The organism is Streptomyces sp. NPDC056361 (assembly GCF_042262805.1).
Classification (GTDB): Bacteria; Actinomycetota; Actinomycetes; order Streptomycetales; family Streptomycetaceae; genus Streptomyces.
Genome location: NZ_JBHJQI010000002.1, coordinates 106,753 through 125,702 on the forward strand (window position 1 = coordinate 106,753; position 18,950 = coordinate 125,702).

Consider the following 18,950-nt stretch of genomic DNA (forward strand, 5'->3'; position numbering starts at 1 on the left):
CTCCCAGAATCTCCGTCGTGCATCACACGGAGAACAGGGGGCACATGGGGAACGCAGGGAAGTACGACGAGGACGCGGTGCTGCGGGCGCGGGTCCTGCTGCTCGCCTCGGACCGGCCGAGCAGCCGGGTGGAGATCGAGGCGTACCGGACCCTCGCGCAGGTGAGCCCACGGATCTATCTGCCCAAGCTGGCGCGCGCACTGGTCGCGCGCACCTGGGAACTCAGGGACCCGAAGGCGCACGTGGCCCTGTACGCGGAGGCGGTGGACACGGTGCGGCGGTACGACGCGGAGGCGCGGGGCCGTGAGGACCAGCTGAGGAGCGCCCTGCGCGGCTACCAGCACGCACTGTTCGCCGCCGGCCGGCGGGCCGAAGGCCGCGCGGTGTGCGAGGAGTTGGCGGAGGCCGGTCAGTACGGGCGACTGGCGGTCGTCCTGGCCGAGGAGGGGCGTCACGGAGAGGCGGCCGACCTGTACGCCGGGCACATCGTGCCCGGGTCCGCCGACGTGTCCGATTGGACGCTGATCGAGTGGGCGGCCGAACTCGACGCGGCCGGACGGCACGGGGAGGCCCTGGAGGTGTTCGCGCGCGTCGTGGCGGACGCGCGGCGCACGGCGGCGGAGAACCGCTCCCCACTGGCCTGCCTGGTCTGGAAGCTGGACCACTACGCCCGGATGCTGCGGGCGGCCGGACGCCGGTCCGAGGGAGCCGCCGCGCGGCGCGAGGCACTGACCCTGCTCGCCCGTCTCGCGGCGGGCGGAGAGCCGGTGAGCTGGAGCAACATCCAGGCCTCCTGGGTCACCCTCCTCGTCCTCTCGGGCCGGCCGGCCGAGCCGGCCGCCACTCCGGACGCCCCGCTGCCGGCGTTCGGGGTCCACCCCCACCACGGGTGGTCCCCCGACATGCGCGAGGAGTACTTCGCCTCCATCCCCTCCCTCGACCAGCGGGTCGCCGCCTTGCGCGAGTCGGGCGACCTCCCGGGGCTGATCGCCGCCCAGCGCCGCCTCACCGTCCGGCGGGCGCTCCACTGGGAGACGTGCGGCCGACGGGCCGAGGAGGCGCTCCGCCCGGACCTCGACGAGGGCGTCGCGCTCGCCCGGCGCCTCCCCGAGGGCCGTTCCGCCGTCGCCCGCGCCCTCACCGACCGGTCCATGTTCCTCCTCGCGGTCAAGCGGTACGAGGAGGCCCACGCCGACTTCGCGGAGACCTTCGCCTTCGAGAGCGACCCCCCAATCGTTACCCGCACGTAACTTACCGACCAGTTACCACGGGTAAGCCTGGCCGGTTACCGTCGGGTCACTTTCACTGCCCCCCATCAGTGCCCCAGTGAGGAGTGACCCGTGCGCACATCCCTGGTCCTCGCCGTCTCGGCCGCCCTCGTGGCCGGGACGGCGCTCGGGCTCGCGCCCGCCGCGCAGGCCGCCGAGACCGCCGGCTCCCTCCGGTTCGTCGACATCGCGGGCGAGGGCGGCACCGTCCTCAAGGCGAACGTCGTCACGCCGGCGGGGAGCGACGGGTCCACCCGCTACCCCGTGATCGTGCTGCCCACCAGCTGGGCCATGCCCCAGATCGAGTACCTCGCGCAGGCGCAGAAGCTCGCCGACTCCGGTTACGTCGTGGTGAGTTACAACTCGCGCGGTTTCTGGCAGTCCGGCGGGGAGATCGAGACCGCGGGGCCCAAGGACGTCGCCGACGCGTCGAAGGTGGTGGACTGGGCCCTGGCGAACACGCCCGCGGACCCGGCCCGCATCGGCATGGCCGGCGTCTCGTACGGCGCCGGAATCAGCCTGCTCGCCGCCGCGCACGACCCGCGGATCAAGGCCGTCGCCGCACTGAGCGGCTGGGCGGACCTGATCGAGTCGATCTACAGCGGGCGGACCCAGCACCTCCAGGCCGCCGGGCTGCTCGGCGGAGCCGGCTTCCTCACGGGCCGCCCCGGGCCCGAACTCAAGGAGATCCTGGGCGACTTCCTCTCGTCGAACCTCGACAAGGAGGACGAGATGATCGCCTGGGGACGGACCAGGTCGCCCGCGACCCACCTGGACCGGATCAACGCCAACGGCGCCGCGATCATGCTCGGGAACGCGTGGGGGGACACGATCTTCCCGCCCAACCAGTACGCGAGCTTCTACGAGAAGCTCACCGGCCCCAAGCGGCTGGAGTTCCGACCCGGCGACCACGCCACCGCCGAGGCCACCGGCCTGTTCGGGCTCCCCAACGACACCTGGACCAGCGCCCACCGCTGGTTCGACCACTACCTGAAGGGCGCCGACAACGGCGTCGACCGCGAGCAGCCGGTCCAGCTCAAGTCCCGCTCCACCGGCGGCTACGAGGGATACCCGGACTGGAAGTCGGTGAACGCGAACCAGCGGAAGTTCGCCCTCGGCGACACACAGCGGGTCTGGGCGAACGTCGACTCCGGCGCCAACGGCGGCATCACACTGCTCACCAACGCCCTCGACCAGTTCCTCCGCACCCCGCCCGTCGTGTCCGTCCCCCTGCTCCCCCGCGCGTTCGCCGGCGTCTGGCACTCCGAGCGGTACGACACCCCGCAGCGGGTGCGCGGCACGGTGAAGGTGCACACGACGGTGACCCCGACCGAGGAGAGCGGCACCCTCGTCGCGTACCTCTACGACGTCGGTCCGCTGGGTGTCGGCAAGCTCGTCACCAACGCGCCGCACACCTTCCACGACCGGACGCCGGGAAAGCCGTTCGCCGTCGACCTGGAGCTGTTCTCCACGGCGTACGACGTGCCGGCCGGACACCGGCTCGCACTGGTCGTCGACACCGTCGACCCGCTGTACATCGAGCACAACCCGACCGGCGCCCGACTGACCTTCTCCTCCCCGTCGTCCGACCCGTCGTACGTGTCGGTTCCGCTGCGGGAGGAGTAGCCGCATCCCCGGCGGCAGGGTGGCGCGGGCGGGGCGCGGGTTCAGTACTCGGCGGCCTCGGCGTACACCTGGGAGAGCTCCGGCGAGCCCGTCATCGCCCAGTCCAGGCCGGCTTCGACGACCTGGATCTCCCGGCCGGAGGCGAGCCGCACCACCGGTCCGCCGCCCGGCCACACCTGCCACCGCGCGTCCGGCACGTTCCGGACGATGACGGTGCCGAGGTAGAGCCCGGCGTCGTTCCCGATCCAGGGCAGCTCCTCGGAATCGTTCCGCCACCGCGGCGGCAGCTGGTCGAGCTCCTGGAGGGAACGCGGGGTGTCGTCCAGGACCACGCCGGCCGCCCCCACCCGGGCACGCAGCAGCTCGCACTCGGAGAGCAGCTCGGCCACGCCCTCCGGATCGCGGTCGAAGGCCGCGGCCAGGGGAGCGTCGGCCGGCTCGGGCTCATGCCGCTTGCGCCAGTTGTCCAGAAACGGGATGTTCATCCGAACAGCCTCGCACCGTCGGCCACCGGCCGACCACCCGGCGCGCGGAAACGATCTCCGCCGCCGGGGCGGACCGTCCGTCGCACGACGGGAGGAACCACGGTCAGACGTCGAGGTCCACGACCACGGGCGCGTGGTCCGACGCGCCCTTGCCCTTGCGCTCCTCACGGTCCACATAGCTGTCCGAGACCGCCTCGGCGAACGGCTTGTTGCCGTAGACCAGGTCGATGCGGATGCCCTTGTTCTTCGGGAAGCAGAGCTGGCGGTAGTCCCAGTACGTGAACGGGTGGTCGTACTTGAGCGGGCGCGGCACCACGTCGGTCAGCCCGGTCTCGCGCAGGCCCGCGAGCGCCGCCCGCTCCGGCTCCGTCACGTGCGTGGCGCCCTCGAACACCGCCCGGTCCCAGACGTCGTCGTCCGTCGGGGCGATGTTGTAGTCGCCGAGCACCGCGAAGGGGCGCTCCCCCGCCGCGTCCTCCGCGACGGCCGCCTTCAGCGCCTCCAGCCAGCGCAGCTTGTAGGCGTAGTGCTCGTGGGCCACCTCCCGGCCGTTCGGCACGTACACCGACCAGATCCGGACCGGGCCGCAGGTCGCGGAGATCGCCCGGGGCTCCTCCACCCCGTCGTACTCCGGGCCGCCGGGCAGACCCGTGACGACGTCGGCGAGGCCGACCCGCGAGACCAGGGCCACGCCGTTCCACCGGCCGGTGGCGTTGACCGCCGACTCGTACCCCAGGGCGCGGAGCTCCTCGGTCGGGAACTGCTCGGCCGTGCACTTGGTCTCCTGGATGCACAGCACGTCCGTGCCGGTGCTCTCCAGCCAGGCCAGCAGCCGCGGCAGCCGAGCGGTGATCGAATTGACGTTCCAGGTGGCGATGCGCATGCCCGCAAGCCTACTGGCGGGGTGTGACAGTCGACCGGTGCGGCGGCACCGGAGGGCGTGCCCCGCTCCCCCCGGGCCGGCTTCCCGGACCGGCCCGAGCCTCGCCGGCCCCGCCCAAGCCTCGAATGCCCCGCCCGTGCCTCGACGGCCCCGCTCAGACCTCGGCGGACGCGCCCGACGCGAGGCGCGCGTGGTCGGTGCCGCCGAGCGCGCCGATCTGGCGGTCGTAGATCGGCCGGGCCAGGTCGGTGAGCAGGGCGTCGTGGATGTCGTACGCCCGACGCGGCTTGACCTCCCGGACGTAGTCGATGACCTCGGAGATCTTGTTCCACGGGGCCATGACGGGCAGCAGCAGCGTGTCCACGGGCCGGTCGGGCACGGTGAGCGCGTCGCCGGGGTGGAACACCGCGTCGTCGACGAAGAAGCCCACGTTCGTGATCCGCGGGATGTCCGGGTGGATCACCGCGTGCAGCTCGCCGTGGACCTGCACCTCGAAACCGGCCGCCGTGAACGCGTCGCCGTGCCCGACGGTGTGCACCCGCCCGGGGAAAGCCGCCGAGAGCTGCTCCGCGACACTCCGCAGCGTCCAGATCTCGGCGGCCTCGTTGGCCTCCAGGGCCGCGCGCAGCCGACCCTCGTCGAAGTGGTCGGGGTGCTCGTGGGTGACGAGCAGCGCGTCCGCCCCACGGACCGCGTCCTCCTCGGTGAACATGCCGGGGTCCAGGACGAGCGTCCGCCCGTCCTTCTCCAGCCGTACGCAGGCGTGGGACTTCTTCGTCAGCTTCACGCCGCCAGATTACGCCGGAGGCGTCGTCTCCTCCTCGATGACGCGGGCGACCACCCGCAGCCCCGTCTCCGCGGCCGGCAGCCCGCAGTACACGCCCGCGTGCAGCACGATCTCGCGGATCTCCTCCGCCGACAGGCCGTTGCGCAGGGCGGCCCGCGTGTGGTCGGCGAGCGCCTCCCGGTGCCCCCCGGCGATCAGCGCGGTCAGCGTCACCGCGCTGCGCGTACGCCGGTCGAGCCCCTCCCTGCCCCAGACCTCGCCCCAGGCGTACCGGGTGACCAGCCCCTGGAACGCGCCGTCCGGGTCGGCCGCGAGCGCCTGGTCCACATGCGCGTCGCCCAGGATCTCGCGGCGCAGCCCGAGCCCCTTCTCGTACGGGTCGGGCCGCCCGGCCTCCGCCGCCTCGGCCGGCGGCGCGGCCGGCACGGGCTCCGCGACGGGCACCGGCCCGGCGGGCATCGGCGGCACCGCCAACGACCCGCTCGCCTCCTGCGCGCTCCCCGCGAAGTGCTCGCACAGCAGATCCGTGACGGCCGCGGGCTGCTCCACCGGCGCCAGGTGCGAAGCACCCGGCACCACCGCGAGCCGCGCGTCCGCGATCCCCGCCACCAGCGTCCTCGCCTCGGCGGGACCGGTCACCTGGTCCTCGGACCCGACGAGCACCAGCGCAGGCACCCCGATCCTCCCGAGCGCCTCCCGCACGTCGAACACGGCCAGCGCCTCGCACGCCGCGATGTAGCAGGCGGGGTCCGTCGTCCGCACCATCTGCACGGCCCAGTCGACGATCGCCGGCTGCGCCCCCGCGAACACCGGCGTGAACCACTGCTCCGGCGCCGTCCTCGCCATCGGCTCCAGTCCGTTCGCCCGGACCATCACCCCCCGCTGCCGGAACTCGTCCGCGCTCCCGAACCGCGGCGACGTCGCTACCAGTGCCAACGACGCCACCCGGTGCGGCGCCCGCAACGCCAGGTCGAGACCCACGGCCCCGCCCAGCGAACACCCCGCGTACCCGAACCGCTGCACCCCGAGCCCGTCCAGCGTGGCCAGCAGCCGGTCCCCCAGCTCCGCCACCGACGTGAACGGCTGCGCCGGCGCACCCCCGTGCCCCGGCAGGTCGTACCGCACCACCCGCCACTCCCGGGTGAGCTCGGGTATCTGCCGGTCCCACATGTGCCATGTCGTCCCCAACGAGGGCCCGATGACCAGGACCGGCGCGTCCTCCCGGCCGTCGACGCGGTATTGCAGGGTGTTCGTCGATGTCTCACTCACCCGCAAGACCCTCTCATCTTTCACCGGAGCCCGTACGTCCGGGGGCGCGATCTAGCCGGAGGCCTCCGGGTCGTCGTCGCTGTCGAAGAGGACTCCTTGCCCGGGAACGCCGGTCCCCCGCATCCGCCCCCGCAGCTCGATGGAGTGGTCCAGGTCGTGACGAGCAGTGGCGGTGTCGGGATGCTCAGGGCCCAGGATCCGCTCGGTGTCGCGGAGCACCCGCTCCTGCAGGGCGATGGCCTCGTCGAACCGCCCCGCCTGCCGGTAGGAGAAGGCGAGGTTGACGCGGGCGTTGACCGTATCGGCATGGTCCGGTCCCAGGACCCGCTCGCGGAGGGTCAGGATCGGTTCCTCCAGCGCGATGGCCTCACCGCTCCGCCCCGCCTGGTAGTAGGAGATGGCGAGGGCGGCAGAGGCGTTCACGGTCCGTGGATGCGCCGATCCCAAGGCCCGTTCCCGTTCGGCGAGCACATCTTCCTGCAGGGCGATGGCCTCGTCGAACCGCCCCGCCTGCCGGTAGGAGGCGGCGAGGTTGGCGCGAGCCGATACGGTGTCGGCATGCTCCGGGCCCAGGGTCCGCTCACGGACGGCCAGCACCGGTTCCTCCAAAGCAATGGCCTCGTCGCTCCGCCCCGCCTGGTAGTACGAGAAGGCGAGGTTGGCACGGGAGGTGATCGTGTCGGCATGCTCCGGGCCCAGGGTCCGCTCACGGACGGCCAGCACCTGCTGCTCCAAGCGGATGGCCTCGTCGATCCGCCCCACCTGCCTGAAGGAGAAGGCGAGGTCGGCGCGCGCAGTGAGCGTGTCGGGGTGCTCCGGCCCCAGAACCCGCTCGAAGTCGACGACCACCTGCTCCTCGATGGCGATGGCCTCGTCGAACCGGTCCACCTTCCCGTAGGAGAAGGCGAGATCGGCACGGGCGGTGATCGTGTCGGGATGCTCCTGACCCCGGACCCGCCCGAGGGCGGCCACGATCTCCTCCTGTAGGACGATGGCCTCATCGGTCCGGTCCGCTCGTCTGAAGGCCCGAGCGAGGTCGGCACGAGCGGTGAGAGTGGAGGGATCCTCCGGTCCCCGAACCCGCTGGAAGTCGGCGACCACTCGCTCCCGCAGAGCGATCGACTCGTCCAACCGCCCCACACTCGAGTAGCTGAAAGCGAGGCTCGTCCGCGCAGTGAGGGTGGAGGGGTGCTCAGGGCCCAGGACCCGCTCGCGGGCGGCCAAGACCCACTCGTCCAGGACGACGGCCTCGTCGGTCCGCCCCGCCTCGGAGTAGGAGAAGGCGAGGGCAGCACCGGCGGCCAGAGTGGAGGGGTGTTCAAGACCCAGGAGCCGTTTTCGGTCGGCCATAACCCGCTCTTCCAGGGCGATCGCCTCGTCGAGCCGCCCGGCCTTCCTGAAGGAGTAGCCGAGGTCGGCGCGAGCAATGAGGGTGTCGGGATGGTCCGGTCCCAGCACCCGCTCGGAGTCGACGACCACCTCGTCCAGCAGAGCGATCGCCTCCTCGAACCGCCCCGCGTCCCTGTAGGCGAAGGCGAGGTCGGTCCGGGCGCCGAGAGTGTCGGGATGGTCAGTGCCGAGTTCCCGCACACGATCGGCGAGTTCGTGCTTCCGCAGGGCGATGGCCACGTCGTCCCGCCCCGCCTGTCCGCGGGAGGCCGCCGTCGGGACCTGCGGGACCTCCGGCCCCTCCACGCCCGGCCCCCCCGTCCCCGACTCATCCGAACCCACGGCGGCCGAGACGAGCGGACCGGCCTCCTGGACCTCATGGATCTCCTGGATCTCCTGGATCTCCTCGCCGTACGGCTCCGGCTCCTCGCTCCCCGGCAGGGGTGGGAGGCCGAGGCGGGTGAGGAGTTGGGTCTGGATCCAGCCGAAGGAGCGGTCGGGGTGGTCGATGAGGGCGGTGCCGTCGGGGTGGCCGACCCAGGCGGGGAAGACGGGGGCGCGGCCGATGGCGGATTCGAGGCGGCGGGTGAGGACGTCGGCGGTGTGGAGGAGTTCTCTCGGGGGGACGGCGGTGAGGAGGGTGCGGCGGGCTTCGGGGTGGAAGTCGAAGCGGCGGAGGTGGGGCAGGGGTCGGGGCTCGGTGGGGTCGAGTTCGTGCATGAGGCCGCCGAGGAAGACCTCGGTGAGGTGGCCGGGGTCGGTGGGCGGGCCGAGGGCGGCTTGGACGAGGCGCATGACGGGGGGTGTGACGGGGGCGACGGCGGCCATGTGGGCGGCGAGGCGGTAGGCCTCGGTGGAGGCGGCGGCCTTGAAGCGGAGGACGGACGCGGCGCCGGTCGTCCGGGGGGCGTCGTCGGGACGGCCCGGATCGCCGTCGGCGGGCGGGGTGGTGCGGCTCCGGTCGGCGTCCCACAGCGGCAGGAGGGCGGTGGCGCCGGGTGCGGCGACGAGGCGGGCCCAGTCGCCGATGGCGGTGGGGGTGGGTTCGAGGACGGGGACGGGGACGGAGTCGAAGCGGACGAGTTCCGGGGGGAGGTCGGGGTCGGTGACGTGCCAGGACCGGGTGGGGCCGCCGCGGCCGGGGGTGGTGACCTGCCAGGAGCGGGCCGGGATGCCGGTGCTCGGCCAGAGGCGGGTGGGGAGGGCGTGGAGGATGGCGGTGGGGCCGGTTCGGGCCCAGGAGTGCATGACCCGGCGCATGCCGCCGTCGCGCCAGGCTTCGCCGACGCCGTCGCTGAGGACGAGGACGAGGGTGTTGCCGGTCGGGTCGCAGAGGGCTTTCGGGGACTCGGGGCGGGCGCGGTGGCTGTACGGGCTGCTGCGCAGGGTCGGGGTGCCGCCGCGGGTGTCGAGGCCGTAGACGCGGACGTCGCGGAAGGATCCGGCGCGTTCCATGAGGGTGCGGATGTCGGAGGCGAGGCGCTGCCAGAGGACCATGGAGACGCCGTCGTCGACGACGAGGGCGAGGGTGAGCCAGCGGGTGCGCAGGGGGCGGGTGACGGTCTCGCGGACGCCGGTCTCGGCGATGGCGGTGACGGTGCCCGGGATGTCGAGGGCGTGGCGGCGGGGGTCGGGGAAGCGCTGTCGGAGGGGGCGGAGCGCCTTCTCCAGGCGGAGGCGCGCGGGGCCGAGGGAGTGGCGGTCGGGGACGGTGACCGGGTGGGCGGGGGACGGGGCCGTCGCTCCGTCGCCGGCGGTCCGGTGTCCGTCGGCGGAGGCCAGGAGCGGGTGGGCGGGGTGGGCTGGTCGCCGTGTCCCGGCGGACGCGGACTCGGGTGCCGGGTCGGGGGTCTCGGGGTGCGGTGCGGGGGTGCCGTCGGGGTGGGACGGCTCGTTCCGTTCCGCGGCGCGCGCGAGCGACCCCGCGCCCCGGGGCAGCCTGCCGGCCAGCCACAGGGCGTCGAGGAGCTCCTCGTGGGAGAGGTCGAGTCCGCTGTCGGCGAGGAGTTGCGTCACGCGTGAGATCACGGCGTCACACGGCTCCGCCGAGGCGGTGCAGGACGGCCTGGAGGAGGGGGCCCGCGTCGAGGGTGATGCCGCCCTTGCGGAGGAAGACGGCGTTGAGGAGCTGGTCGGTGGCGAGTTCGCCGGCGGCGCGGCGTTCGAGGAAGGTCTCCAGGAGGTCGTCGACCTGGTCGAGGGCGCTGTCGCCGAGGTGGGCGGCGACGATGTCCCGGAGGCGCCGCTCGTCGGGTTCGGGGAGGTCGAGGCGGATGCAGCGGCGGAGGAAGGCGGGCGGGAACTCGCGTTCGCCGTTGCTGGTGATGATGACGACGGGGAACTCGGCGCAGCGGACGTGGCCCCGTTCGACGGGGGCGGGCTTGTCGGGGTGGTCGGTCTGTACGTGGACGGGCGCGTGGTTCTTGGGGAGCCGGGCGAGTTCGGGGATGACGAACTCGCCCTCCTCGAAGACGGTCAGCAGGTCGTTGGGGAGGTCCACGTCGCCCTTGTCGAGTTCGTCGATGAGGAGGACGCGCGGGCGTTCCCGGTGGACGAGGGCGTTGCCGAGGGGGCCGAGCTGGATGTACTGGCCGATGTCGGGTTCCGTGCCGTCGGCGTCGCGCGGCAGGGTGGCCTCGCGGAGCCGGCCGACGGCGTCGTACTGGTAGAGGGCTTCCTGGAGGGTGGAGCGGCTGTTGACCGGCCAGTGGAGGACGCGGCCGAGCCCGAGTTCGTGGGCGACGGCATGGGCCAGGGAGGACTTGCCGGTGCCGGGTTGTCCGGTGACGAGGAGGGGGCGGCGCAGGTGGAGTGCGGCGTTCACGACGTCGGCCTCGTCGGGGCCGATGAGGTAGGGCCGGGGGTGGGGGACCTTGGCGCCGGTGGGGGATTCCGGGCGGTCGAAGCGGCGCCACGGGGGTGCTTCGGGGAAGGCGACGGGGCGGCGCTCGCCGTCACCGCGGAAGAGGCGCCAGTCGTCTCCGTCGGGTGCCCGCTCCGGGGAGTCGGGGCCGGTCGGCCGGTCGTAGGTGGTCATGACGCGTGGGTTCCTCTCCAGGGGTCCCTCAGGTGGAGCAGTTCGGTCCTCGGGTGGGAGCCCTCGGGTTCCCAGACGAGCGAGGGGCGGGCCCGCCGTTCCTCCGGGTGGGCCGCGGTGCGGCTCCGGAAGACGCGTACCCGTTCGGCGAGTCCGTCGAGCGCGCCGGAGGGTGCCAGTTCGCCGAGCCGGTCGGCGTCCTCGTATCCGGTGGCGTCGCGGTCCCACAGCACGACGGGGACGCCGAGGGCGAGGCAGACCTTGAGCCAGGACCGGCGCTGGTCGGCGGGGCCGTGGAGGACGACGCGGGCGGTGTCGCGGTGCTCGGTGCGGAGCAGGTGCATGAGTTTCCGCGCGTCGCTGCAGGAGGGGCCGGTGACGGCGACCGCGGTCCGGCCCTTCTTCCAGCGGCGTTCCTGGTCCTGGCCCCGGTCGGCGACGATCCGGTCGAACTCCGGGCAGCTGAGGGAGACCTGGTAGTCGGCGCCGATCGGCGAGGGGGGCAGGACGTCCTCCGGGGCGCCGGCCTCCCATTCGTCGACGGCCAGGTGGAGGCCGTGCTCGTCGACGACGACGGTCACCCAGGGCACGTGGTCGTACCGGCCCGGCTCCTGGCGTGCGGCGCTGACGGCGTCGGCGAGGGCGCTCGCGGCTTCCTGCGGGGTCTTGGGCTCGGACTCCGGTCCTTTGAGGACGCGGTGGGTGCCGTCGCTGCGGACGAGCAGGATGCGGCACCGGTACCGGTCGCCGTCGCCGGTGCCGTCGTGTTCCAGTTCCATGACGACGCGGGAGACGAGGGAGTTCCGGCGGCGTTCCGCCCACCGGGCGGCGTCCATGCGCCGTTCGGCGAGGGCGTCGCCGTGGATGCCGATCCGGTCGGCCGTGCGCGTGGACCAGGCGCGCAGGCCGTGGCGCTGTTCGCCTTCCGCGGTGGCTGCCACGTACTCGACGAGGCGGAGCAGGGCCGGGACGGGCGGGCTGCCCTCGGGGACGCCTTCTCCGTCGGACAGTTCCTCCAGTGCCTCGATCGTCGCGGCGAGTTCGCCGTCGTCGATGGTGGGGCGGTCGAGGGCGGCGGGGAGCACGGCGTACGGGAGGGCGTCGCGGGCGGCCTGGGGCAGGAGCGCCGACTGTTCGCGGCCGATCTCGCCCAGCAGGCGGAGGAGTTCGTCGAATTCGTCCGGCGAGAGCAGGGGTCCTTGGCCGAGCGTCCGCGCCTGGGTGAGGAAGGCGGTGAGGCGGGCGCGGAACGCCGGGTCGGCGGCGCGCGGGGCGAGGGCCTGGCCGAGTGCGGCGTGCGCGCGGGGGTGTGACCGGAGGAGGGCGACGAGGTCGGCGGTGGTGGGGTGGTAGTCGCCGGTCTCGTAGCCGAGGTCGCCGGCCAGTTCCCGCGCGTAGGCGGCGCGGGAGCCCGGGTCGGCGAAGAGCGGGAGGAGCAGTGACTCCAGGGCGCGTTCGGCGGGGGTGCGCTCGGCGCCGGGCTCGGCCCTGGGCGCGGGTACGCCGATCGCGACGAGGTCGGAGACGGCGCAGGCGTGCTCGGCGAGGTGGTGCAGGAAGCCGGGGTCCTCGACGAAGGAGTGCGCGGGGACGGCGAGGAGCCGCCGGGCGCCGTAGGCCTCGGGTTCCTGGGCGACGACGCCGACGAGGGTGCCGCGGCAGAAGACCGCGGCGCCGGACGCGCCGCCCCAGGCGTTGGTGCCGTCCGTGGCGGCGACGGGCGCTGCCCGCTGGTCGAGGACGTAGTACCGGCCGTTGCCGGAGAGGGGGGAGAGGACTCCGCCCAGGGTTTCGACGGCGCGGGTGCCGGTGGTGGCGGCCTTCGGGTAGCCGAGGCCCTGGTAGGGCAGGGGCACCCGGCCGGTGGGTCGGCCCCAGGTGACGGCGCCGGGGATGTCCGCGGTGTGGTCGACGCGCAGCAGCGCGACGTCGAGGTCGTCCTGCGGGGTCCACAGAAGTTCGGCCGCGACGCTCCGCGCCGGCCCGTGTTCGAAGTGGCCGATCCGGACCCGGATCGTCGGCCACGGCTCGCCGGTCTCCCGGTTCACCAGGACGTGACGGGCGGTCAGCACGAGCCGGGGGCCGATCAGATAGCCGGAGCCGGTGCTTCGGGTCTCGTCCTCCGTACCGCCGCGGATCAGCGCCAGTCTGGCCTGATCCACGTCAGTCCTCGTCGTCCCAGGACCCGGTCTTCTCGTCGCTGACCTCGGGTCGGGTGCCGCCGGCGGCCTTGTCCGAGACGGACAGCCGGATCTTGAGCTTGTGGGTGCGGACGGTGGCGTGCTCGCCGCCCCCGCCGACGGTGACGACGCCGAAGGAGAGCTTGCCGTCGCCCTTCAGGGAGTGGCGCAGTTCGAGCTGGAGTTCCAGCTCGGCTTCTTCCACTCCGAAGGCGAACTGCTGGCCGACGCCGTTGCGCTGGGCCTCGTACAGCTCCTGGCGCAGTTCCTCGATGGCCGCGGCCAGACCGATCGTCGACATCCCGGCAGCTCCCCCGCTTCGACCTTCGGACAGTCACAAGAACACTAGGTCAGCGGTACGTTACAGCGAACGGGAGGACGTCTCACACCGGCCTGGGGAGAATCGGCCGACCGGCGGGGACGGCCCCTGGAAATGCCGGCCCGTCGCGGGCGGGCCGGGCGTAGGCTGCAGCCGGCGTGAACGGGACTGGGGAGCGGGGCACATGACGGACGGGTCCGGGCAGCGGTGGGAGTCGGCGCTGGATTCGGTGGTGGTGTACGCGCGGGGCGCGGTGTGCCGCCGGCTGGCGCGGGGGACGGTGGGTCCGGACGGCCGGGTGCGGGTGACGGGGCTGCCCCGGTCGCTCGACCCGGGGTCGCTGCGGGCCCGGGTGCTCGGCGCGCCGGGGGTGCGGGTCACCGAGGCGCGGGTCGTGGTCGAGGCGTCGCCGCTCGGGGCGGACGCGCCCGAGGACGCCGGGCACGAGGTCGACCGGCTGAGGGACGCGCGCGACGCGGCGGAGGCGCGGCGGGACCGGCAGCTGGCGCTCATCAAGGAGGTCGCGGGGATCCATCCGGTGGCGCCCGGCCGCAAGCGGGACGATCCGCACCGCCGGACCCCGGTCGACGCATGGCTGGAACTCGCCGATTTCGTGGACGAGCGGCTGACGGGGATGCACGCGCGTCTCGCCGAGCTCGAAGAGGCGCTGCGCGGGGCCGAGCACGCGCTGTCCGTCGGCGTCGACCGGCTCCGCCGTTCCTCCACTGACGCGCTGTCGACGCATGTGGGGACCCTGGTCTGCGCGGACCTGACGCTCGACGGCTCCAATGACGCGGATGTGGAGGTGGAGCTGGAGTACGGGGTGCCGGGCGCCGTGTGGGTGCCGACGTACCGGCTGGCGCACCGTCAGGGTGACGGCAGCGGACGGCTGCTGCTGCGGGCCTCGGTCGCGCAGCGGACCGACGAGGACTGGACCGGGGTGCGCGTCGCCCTGTCCACCGCCGATCTGCGGCGCCGCTCCGACCTGCCGAGGCTCCGGTCGATCCGGCTCGGCCGCCGTCAGGACGCCCCCGCGCCGTCCGGCTGGCGCGAGCCCCCGGCGGGTCTCGCGGATCTGTTCTCCGGGTACGACGCGGCGGGCCCCCGCCCGTTCGCCGTCTCGGCGCCGGGGGCCGCCGCGGCCGGATACGCGGCCGATGCCGGGGCGCCCGTGCCCGTTTCCGCCGCGCCGATGCCCCCGCCCGCTCCGGCGCCCGCACCGGCGCCCGCGATGCGTGCCCGGCGTCCTTCCGTACCGCCCGCGGCGCCCGCGCCCCAGGCGCCGGGGGGAGCGTACGGCGCTCCGCCGGCGTTCGCGGGCGCTCCGGCCGGCCTCGTGCCGTCGGCTCCCGCGGCGGCGATGGCACCGCCTCCGCCGCCCCCGGGTCCGCCGCAGCCGAGCGGTGCCGAACTCGACTACGCGGCCCTCGTGCTGCACGGCCCCGACGAGCAGGGCGGTCGCCGGGGCCTGCTGTTCCCCGACGCTCCCGTCGACCCGGTGGCGACCGAGTACCGCCGCCGTGCCGAGGCGGTGGCCGCGCTGCCGCTGCCGGGACACGCCGTGTGGCCCCGCGCGTCGGCGGGCTCGTTCGACCACCGGTTCGACGCCGCCGCCCGCGCCGACATCCCGTCGGACGGCACCTGGCACACCGTCACCGTCGGCGAGATCGCGGTCGGCCTGCGCACCGAGTACCTGTGCGTGCCGTCCGTCGAGCAGACCGTGTACGCGACGCTGGTCCTGTCCAACGCCACCGACCAGGCGCTGCTCGCCGGCCCGGTGGAGGTCACCGTCGACGACGACTTCCTGCTGACGGCCGCGCTGCCCACGCTCGCGCCCGGCGGGGTGCGCCGGGTGGGGCTCGGGCCCGCCGAGGGCATCCGGGTCACCCGCCGTACTCACCTGCGCGAGTCGACCGCCGGGCTGCGCAACAACACCACCGTGCTCGACCACCGGGTCCACGTGGAGCTGGCGAACCGGCTCGCGCGGCCCGTCACCGTCGAGGTCCACGAGCGGGTGCCGGTCACGTCCGACGGGGACGTCCGGATCGAGGAGAAGGCCGACTGGACGGCGCCCGAGGAGGGCGCGGACGGCGACCGCCTCGCCCCGGGCACCCGCGTCTGGCGCCTGGACCTGCCCGCGGGCACCACCGCCGCCCTCGACGGCGGCTACGAGATCCGCATCCCGACCGGCAAGGCCCTGGTCGGCGGAAACCGCAGGAGCTGACACCGCCATGACCACGATCCCGATGCCCACCCCGAGCCCGACCGCGATGCCGATCGCCCTCCCCGTCACCGCCGTGACGTGCCTGGAGGACCGCGCCCACGTCGAGCGCACCGCCGTGCTCGACCTGGCGGCCGGCGTGCAGCGGCTGCGCCTCGGCCCCGTCAGCGCGCTGGTCGTCGACCGGACCCTCCACGCCGAGGTGGCCGCCGACCGCCCGGTGACCGTGCTCGACGCGCGGATCGTCCGGACCTGGACCCCGCGCGCGCCGCGGCCGTCCGCCGACGGCGACTCCGCCCTGCGCCGGCGCGTGGACGCCCTGGAGGAGGAGCAGGCGTCCCTGGAGCGGCAGGCCGACCGGCTGCGGACCCGCCTCGGACTCCTCGACCGGATCGCCGCCGACCTGCTGCGGGAGATCGGCGAGGGCGCCGGTTCCGGGGAGAGCGAGCGGACCCGCTGGTCCGCCGAACTGGACCGGGTGGACGGTGAGCGCGACACCTACGGCGAGCGGCTCCGGGCCGTGCGGGCCCGGCGGGAAGCGCTCGACACGGAACTGTCGGAGACCGAGCGCGCCCTGTACGGGTCCGCGGAGGAGCCCGCCGAACTGGTCGGGCACGTCGAGCTGACCCTGGAGGCCGCGGCCGCCGGTCCGGCGGAGCTGCGCGTGAGCCACCTGACCCCGTGCGCGCTGTGGCGGCCCGCCTACCGGGCCGTGCTCGACGGCGGCTCCCTGACCGTCGAGACCGACGCGATGGTCTGGCAGCGCACCGGTGAGGACTGGTCGGGCGTACGGCTGACGCTGTCGACGGCCCGGTCGGCGCTGGCCACCGATCCGCCGCGGCTCGCCGAGGACCGGCTGACGCTGAAGGACCGCACTGCGGCGGAGCGCCGCACGGTCGACGTCGAGCTGCGCGAGGAGGAGATCGGCGACCTCGGCCCGGCCGCCGTGCTCGGCCTCCCGGGGGTGGACGACGGCGGCGAGGCGCGGGTGCTCCGCGCCCCCGCGCCGGTCTCGGTCCCCGGGGACGGCCGCGCGCACCGGGTGCCGGTCTCCGCGTTCACCACGGCCGCGCGCACCGAGTACGCCTGCTCGCCGGAGCTGTCCCCGCTGGTCACCCAGGTGGTGCGGTGCGACAACCTGTCCGGTCACGTGCTGCTCGCCGGGCCGGTGGACCTGGTCCGCGACAGCGGGTTCAGCGGGCGCGGCACGCTGGACTTCACCGCGGCCGGCGCCCCCGTCGAGCTGGCCTTCGGCAGCCGGGACGACTACCGGGTGGTCCGGGAGGCCGAGGAGTCCCGCGACACCGTCGGCCTCACCCAGCGGACGGTGGTCACCCGCACGGTGCGGCTGCACCTGTCCCGCTTCTCCGCGCCCGGGGAGCGCGACGAGCGGACGGTCGTCCTCCGGGAGCGGATCCCGGTCTCCGAGGTATCGGCGGTGGAGGTGCGCCTCCACAAGGACGCCTGCTCCCCCGCGCCGGACGTGGTCGACGCCGAGGGCATCGCCCGCTGGGAGCTCGCCCTCCCGCCGGGCGGGCGCCGCACGGTCACCCTGGTGTACGAGCTGTCGGCGGGCGCCAAGGTCACCGGGCTCTGAGGCCAAGGGTGTCGGCGGGCGCCGACGTCACCTGGCTCTGAAGGCAGGGGCTGGTGGCGTACCCCGACGTCACCGGGCTCTGAGGCCAGGGGCTGTCGGCGTACACCGACCTCACCGGGTCGGACGTCAGGGGCTGGTGGCGGACACCGCGTACACCCGGGGGAACGCCGGGTCGGTGAGGTCGACGGTGATGTCGGTGTCGGGGCGGGGTTCCTCGCGGGTGACGGTGGTGCCGGCCCAGGTCGTGGTGCCGTCGAAGGTCCAGTCGACGATGTCGGCGTCGCGCTCGCCGACCGTGACGCTGCCCGGGGTGAGCCGGGCGCGGCTGGTGCCGGACTCGGCGAGGAAGGTGTCGAGTCCGGTGGCGTTGGTCGTGAACTGGACGTAGAGCCGGCTCGTCTTCCAGTTGCTCGTCTCGTAGTAGGCGACGTCCCAGGCGCCGGCGGGGATCGGGACCTCGAAGACCCGGCGCTTCATCTGGGAGGGCAGGTTGGCCTGGAGGCCGGCCGCCGAGGACTCGCGTTCCTTGTCGCGGCCGCTGTCGCGGCTCTGGCCGGCGGAGATGACCAGGTAGCCGGCGGGGATGCCGACGAGCAGCACGATGATGACGGCCGTCAGCCAGCGGCGGCGGATCATGTGACGGCGGTCCTCGGGCAGCTTGGTCTGCGGGTCGCGCGGTGGGGCGGTCTGGTGGGGCACGGTCATGAAGCGGGGTCCTCGGGGGTGCGGGCGGCCCGGCCCGAGGTCCCGTTGCGCAGGGCCTGGGCGTAGCGCTCGTACCGTTCGTACCGCTCGACGCGGCGCCGGTTGGCGCGGCGGAAGCGGCGGGCGACGAGCCGGGCGAGGTCGGCGGCGCCGACCATGCCCGCCTCGGGGCCGAGCTGGGCGCGGATGATGCGGGCCTCGGGGCGGTAGCCGCGGCCGGTGAGGTGGCGGCGGAAGGCGTCCCGGGCGGGGCCGATCAGGAGGTCGTCGGCGGCGGAGACGCCGCCGCCGATGACGAAGCAGGAGGGGTCGAGGGCGGCGGCGAGGTTGGCGATACCGACGCCGAGCCACTGGCCGATGTCCTGGAAGAGCTCGACGCACATGGCGTCGCCCTCGCGGGCGAGCTCGGTGATGAGCGGCCCGCTGATCTCGGGGACGTTCCCCTTGACCCGTTCGATGATGCCGTAGGCCACCGGGGAGTCCGCGGCGGCGAGCTCGCGGGCCTCGCGGACCAGCGCGTTGCCCGAGCTGTACTGCTCCCAGCAGCCGCGGTTGCCGCAGGGGCAGCGGTGGCCGCCGGGGACGACCTGCATGTGGCCGAACTCGCCGGCGACGCCGTACTTGCCCCGCTTGACCTGGCCGTCCTCCAGGATGGCGCCGCCGATGCCGGTCCCCAGGGTGATCATGACGAGGTGGTCCTCGCCTCGCCCGGCGCCGAAGCGCCATTCGGCCCAGGCGGCGGTGTTGGCGTCGTTGTCGACCATGACGGGGACGGCGAGCCGGCCCTGGAGGGCGTCGCGGAGGGGTTCGTTGCGCCACGCGAGGTGCGGGGCGAAGAGGACCCGGGCCCGGTCGGCGTCGACCCAGCCGGCGGCGCCGATGCCGACGGCGTGCACGTCGTGCCGGTCGGACAGGTCGAGGACCAGCTCGACGATGGTGTCCTCGACGACCTTGGGGCTCTTGGACTTGTCCGGGGTCTCCGTGCGGAGCTTCTCCAGGATGTTGCCGTCGGCGTCGACGACACCGGCCATCACCTTCGTACCGCCGATGTCGATGCCGACGGTCGGCACCCGCGGCGCCGTCAGGTGGGAGCGCCGCTCGCGGGTCCCGACGGTCCGCAGGACGGTGCCCCGGGCCGAGCCCCGGTGGGTGAGGTCGCGGTAGGTACTCATCGGCTCCGATTC

Annotated in this window: 14 protein-coding genes; 4 read left to right on the forward strand and 10 right to left on the reverse strand. The window is 74.1% G+C overall.

Annotation, left to right across the window (positions count from 1 at the left end; translation table 11 throughout):
* Positions 1-44: 44 nt before the first annotated feature.
* Both ACFCY7_RS01350 and ACFCY7_RS01355 read left to right on the forward strand, forming a co-directional pair.
* Positions 45-1,250 (forward strand): hypothetical protein, encoded by a 1,206-nt coding sequence (locus ACFCY7_RS01350; RefSeq protein ID WP_376480379.1) that lies wholly within the window; start codon positions 45-47, stop codon positions 1,248-1,250.
* Positions 1,251-1,340: 90 nt separating this feature from the next.
* On the forward strand, positions 1,341-2,894 hold the full coding sequence (locus ACFCY7_RS01355; protein ID WP_376480380.1) for a CocE/NonD family hydrolase: 1,554 nt from the start codon (positions 1,341-1,343) through the stop codon (positions 2,892-2,894).
* Positions 2,895-2,935: 41 nt separating this feature from the next.
* On the opposite strand, the gene ACFCY7_RS01360 is transcribed toward ACFCY7_RS01355, so the two are convergent.
* From ACFCY7_RS01360 to ACFCY7_RS01395, 8 genes are all read right to left on the reverse strand, one after another.
* The gene (locus ACFCY7_RS01360) at positions 2,936-3,379 is read right to left on the reverse strand and encodes a DUF6278 family protein (protein WP_376480381.1); all 444 of its coding nucleotides are present in this window, start codon (positions 3,377-3,379) and stop codon (positions 2,936-2,938) included.
* Positions 3,380-3,482: 103 nt separating this feature from the next.
* Entirely contained in the window at positions 3,483-4,262 is a 780-nt protein-coding gene (locus ACFCY7_RS01365) for an exodeoxyribonuclease III (protein ID WP_376480382.1), read from the reverse strand.
* Between the two features lie 154 nt (positions 4,263-4,416).
* Positions 4,417-5,049: an MBL fold metallo-hydrolase gene (locus ACFCY7_RS01370; RefSeq protein WP_376480383.1), complete on the reverse strand. Its 633-nt coding sequence runs from the start codon at positions 5,047-5,049 to the stop codon at positions 4,417-4,419.
* A gap of 9 nt (positions 5,050-5,058) precedes the next feature.
* The gene (locus ACFCY7_RS01375) at positions 5,059-6,318 is read right to left on the reverse strand and encodes an alpha/beta fold hydrolase (protein ID WP_376480384.1); all 1,260 of its coding nucleotides are present in this window, start codon (positions 6,316-6,318) and stop codon (positions 5,059-5,061) included.
* Between the two features lie 51 nt (positions 6,319-6,369).
* On the reverse strand, positions 6,370-9,735 hold the full coding sequence (locus ACFCY7_RS01380) for an SAV_2336 N-terminal domain-related protein (RefSeq protein ID WP_376480385.1): 3,366 nt from the start codon (positions 9,733-9,735) through the stop codon (positions 6,370-6,372).
* Between the two features lie 4 nt (positions 9,736-9,739).
* Positions 9,740-10,744, reverse strand: a complete 1,005-nt coding sequence (locus ACFCY7_RS01385) for an AAA family ATPase (protein WP_376480386.1) — start codon at positions 10,742-10,744, stop codon at positions 9,740-9,742.
* Positions 10,741-12,906 carry a trypsin-like peptidase domain-containing protein gene (locus ACFCY7_RS01390; RefSeq protein ID WP_376480387.1) on the reverse strand — a complete coding sequence of 722 codons (2,166 nt, stop codon included), beginning with the start codon at positions 12,904-12,906 and terminating at the stop codon, positions 10,741-10,743. Before ACFCY7_RS01390 ends, ACFCY7_RS01385 begins: the two co-directional genes overlap by 4 nt.
* 1 nt (position 12,907) lies before the next feature.
* Positions 12,908-13,225 (reverse strand): trypco2 family protein, encoded by a 318-nt coding sequence (locus ACFCY7_RS01395; RefSeq protein WP_376480388.1) that lies wholly within the window; start codon positions 13,223-13,225, stop codon positions 12,908-12,910.
* A 202-nt stretch (positions 13,226-13,427) separates the two neighbouring features.
* Here ACFCY7_RS01395 and ACFCY7_RS01400 point away from each other — a divergent pair, with 202 nt between their 5' ends.
* Positions 13,428-15,467 carry a DUF4139 domain-containing protein gene (locus ACFCY7_RS01400; RefSeq protein WP_376480389.1) on the forward strand — a complete coding sequence of 680 codons (2,040 nt, stop codon included), beginning with the start codon at positions 13,428-13,430 and terminating at the stop codon, positions 15,465-15,467.
* Between the two features lie 7 nt (positions 15,468-15,474).
* On the forward strand, positions 15,475-17,061 hold the full coding sequence (locus ACFCY7_RS01405; RefSeq protein WP_376480390.1) for a mucoidy inhibitor MuiA family protein: 1,587 nt from the start codon (positions 15,475-15,477) through the stop codon (positions 17,059-17,061).
* 126 nt (positions 17,062-17,187) lie between these two features.
* Here ACFCY7_RS01405 and ACFCY7_RS01410 read toward each other — a convergent pair whose 3' ends face one another.
* Positions 17,188-17,766, reverse strand: coding sequence for a hypothetical protein (locus ACFCY7_RS01410; RefSeq protein WP_376480391.1), 579 nt, complete (start codon positions 17,764-17,766; stop codon positions 17,188-17,190).
* The gene (locus tag ACFCY7_RS01415; RefSeq protein WP_376480392.1) at positions 17,763-18,938 is read right to left on the reverse strand and encodes an ROK family glucokinase; all 1,176 of its coding nucleotides are present in this window, start codon (positions 18,936-18,938) and stop codon (positions 17,763-17,765) included. Before ACFCY7_RS01415 ends, ACFCY7_RS01410 begins: the two co-directional genes overlap by 4 nt.
* Between the last annotated feature and the right edge of the window lie 12 nt (positions 18,939-18,950).